The sequence below is a fragment of the Methylobacterium sp. E-041 genome, assembly GCF_022829665.1.
In the GTDB taxonomy this organism is placed as follows: domain Bacteria; phylum Pseudomonadota; class Alphaproteobacteria; order Rhizobiales; family Beijerinckiaceae; genus Methylobacterium.
Genome location: NZ_JAKSYQ010000061.1, coordinates 1 through 2,453, shown reverse-complemented (window position 1 = coordinate 2,453; position 2,453 = coordinate 1). Strand labels below are relative to the sequence as shown.

General features: G+C 59.4%; 4 protein-coding genes and 1 pseudogene. 2 read left to right on the top strand and 3 right to left on the bottom strand.

The window, feature by feature from the left end; all coding sequences use genetic code 11:
* Nucleotides 1-88 precede the first annotated feature (88 nt).
* Nucleotides 89-553, bottom strand: a complete 465-nt coding sequence (locus MKK70_RS04795) for a MucR family transcriptional regulator (protein WP_243946114.1) — start codon at nt 551-553, stop codon at nt 89-91.
* Nucleotides 554-665: 112 nt separating this feature from the next.
* Here MKK70_RS04795 and ctrA point away from each other — a divergent pair, with 112 nt between their 5' ends.
* A complete protein-coding gene (gene ctrA / locus MKK70_RS04790; protein ID WP_243946112.1) occupies nt 666-1,367 on the top strand; it encodes a response regulator transcription factor CtrA in 702 nt (233 codons plus the stop codon).
* Nucleotides 1,368-1,511: 144 nt separating this feature from the next.
* On the opposite strand, the gene MKK70_RS04785 is transcribed toward ctrA, so the two are convergent.
* Nucleotides 1,512-1,796 (bottom strand): hypothetical protein, encoded by a 285-nt coding sequence (locus MKK70_RS04785; protein ID WP_243946111.1) that lies wholly within the window; start codon nt 1,794-1,796, stop codon nt 1,512-1,514.
* Nucleotides 1,797-2,018: 222 nt separating this feature from the next.
* On the opposite strand from MKK70_RS04785, the pseudogene MKK70_RS31015 reads away from it, so the two are divergent.
* Nucleotides 2,019-2,306 (top strand): annotated as a pseudogene (locus MKK70_RS31015) (hypothetical protein); the annotation flags it as partial.
* 6 nt (nt 2,307-2,312) lie between these two features.
* Here the strand turns inward: MKK70_RS31015 and MKK70_RS31010 are convergent.
* A partial coding sequence (locus tag MKK70_RS31010) for an integrase core domain-containing protein (protein ID WP_409568243.1) occupies nt 2,313-2,453 on the bottom strand: 141 nt, incomplete at its 5' end.

Genomic DNA, 2,453 nt, shown 5'->3' with positions numbered 1-2,453 from the left:
TACCCGAAGGTGCCGTTCAGAAGGCGCCTGGAGTGCGGCAGCGCTGTGCAGGTGTACGCCAGCGCAGAAAATTGGTTGCTCAGCGGCCTTAGGCCACCTCGGAGATCGTCTCTCCCGTCTCAGCGGCCGAACCGGCTGCCTTGCGCCGCTGCTGGCCGAGGCCGAGTGCACGCGCCAGGTCGGATCGCTTGACCGAGTAGGCGGCGGACACGATGGGGTGGTCAGACGGCAGGCTGTACTTCGCGCGGTAGCTCTCCGGTGTGAGCCCGCGAAGCGTGAGGTGGCGCTTCATCGTCTTGTAGGTCTTACCATCCTCGAAGCTGACCATGCCGTCGGGGGTGATTGACTTGCGGATCTGGGCGAGCGTAGGCTTCTCGACGGCGGGCTCGGCTGTTTCTTCCTGGCCAAGGCTGGACAACGCTGCGTGCACGGAGGCGATCACACCAGGCAGCTCACTTAACGACACTCGGTTGTTCGAGACGTAGGCGGCGACAAGGTCGGCCGTCATTTCGAACTCATCGCGCCCCGAAACGAGCATCGCACCATCAGTCATACTATTACCCTTGGAAGACCTCTCGGTTTAGATAACGACATGCCAAATCGAGCGTCAAGCTTTTGTTAGGGATATCGCATTAGGGGTTTCTTAGATTTTTCGGGGTTGGACGATGCGGGTTCTGCTGATCGAGGATGATGCGTCGGTAGCGCAGAGCATCGAACTGATGCTCAAGACGGCAGGGTTCAATCCCTTTGTCACCGATCTCGGTGAGGAGGGGATCGATCTCGGCAAGCTCTACGATTACGACATTATCCTGCTCGACCTGAACCTGCCCGACATGTCGGGCTACGAGGTGCTGCGCAGCCTTCGCCTGGCCAAGATAAAGACGCCGATCCTGATCCTGTCGGGCATGGCCAGCATCGAGAACAAGGTGAAGGGCCTTGGCTTCGGGGCCGATGACTACCTTACCAAGCCGTTCCATAAGGACGAGCTCGTAGCCCGCATCCAGGCGATCGTCCGCCGGTCGCAGGGGCATGCAGAGGCCGTGGTCACAATCGATGATCTTACGGTCAACATCGACAAAAAGTTCGTCCAGATCGCTGGAACCTCGATCAATCTCACGACCAGGGAGTACCAGATGCTGGAACTCCTTGCTCTGCGGAAAGGGACGGCGATCACCAAGGAGATGTTCCTCAACCATCTCTACGGCGGCATGGACGAGCCAGAGGTGAAGATCATCGACGTGTTCATCTGCAAAATGCGGAAGAAGCTCGCTAACGCCAGCGGGGGCAAGAACTACATCGAGACCGTCTGGGGCCGCGGCTATGTGCTTCGTGAAGGTGCGCCCGAGATGCGGGCCATGGCGAGCTGAAGTGCCGCCAGCGGACCGGATCTCAATGCTCCGTGATATGTCTTGCCGCCCACTGGGCCGCTTTCAGTTCCGGCCCGGTGACGCAGAGCACGCCGCTCGTGACGATGCCGAGGCCATCGGCGAGCGGGGCAAGCGACTGCCCTCCTACCCCCACCCCTGGCATTCCCGGATGTCGCGGAGGGCCCTCAAATGCTCGCCGGCTTGGTTCGTCTCGGCATCATGCGCCCTGATCCAGGCATCGGCCTCGGCGTCGTTGGACGGATATGCGCGGATCGCGTTCATCAGGCCGGATAGGCATAGCCGCGCCCGGCCTAGGTGGTGGAGCACGGCAAGCCGCTCGGCTTCGACACGCGGGATCAGGCCAGCGTCAGCGTAGGGCAGACGGTCGATGATCTGCCACCGCTGAGCTATGTACTGGCTGCGTGCCAAGACTTTTCAACGCATACCGTTGGGTGGCGGCTCGAAGCAGGCATATTATATGATAATGACAGACCTTCGAGTATTTTATAAATTCGATTTAATGAAAAACATTTATTTTTGTTTTAGCTCACAGCTTAAACGTGAAAATCTCGATTGTTGTTTCATAGACTGTTAGGACTTCCTCAAACATCATCGGCGCAATGCAACGCCGCGACATTTTGGAGGCGCGGCGTGACACTGACACTGAGCTTGGACGACATCGACGTCCCAATCTTCGTGGTCGACGTCGAGCCGGGACCCCGTTTCCGCATCTTCGGCATGAACCGGGCGGCCGAGAAAGAGATCGGGCAGGCGAGCGAGAGCTTGGCCGGTCAGCTGTTCGAAGACTGTCTGCCACCCCATAAGGCCAGGATGCTCACGGACCGCTACGCCGTATGCGTCCGGTCGCGTCAGTCGATGCATTTCGACGAGATCGGAGAGATGTCCCCGAACCAGGACTGGTATCGGACGACGCTCTCGCCTTGCCTAGATGTCGTTGCCCAGAAGGTTGTTCAGCCTTTGCCAGGGTGTCTGTCGGCTGAGGGCGGAGTGGGTTCGGCTGGTGTTGTAGTGGTCGATCCAGGGGCTCATGGCTTGTGTCCGCTCGGCGGATGAGGCGTAGGGCTC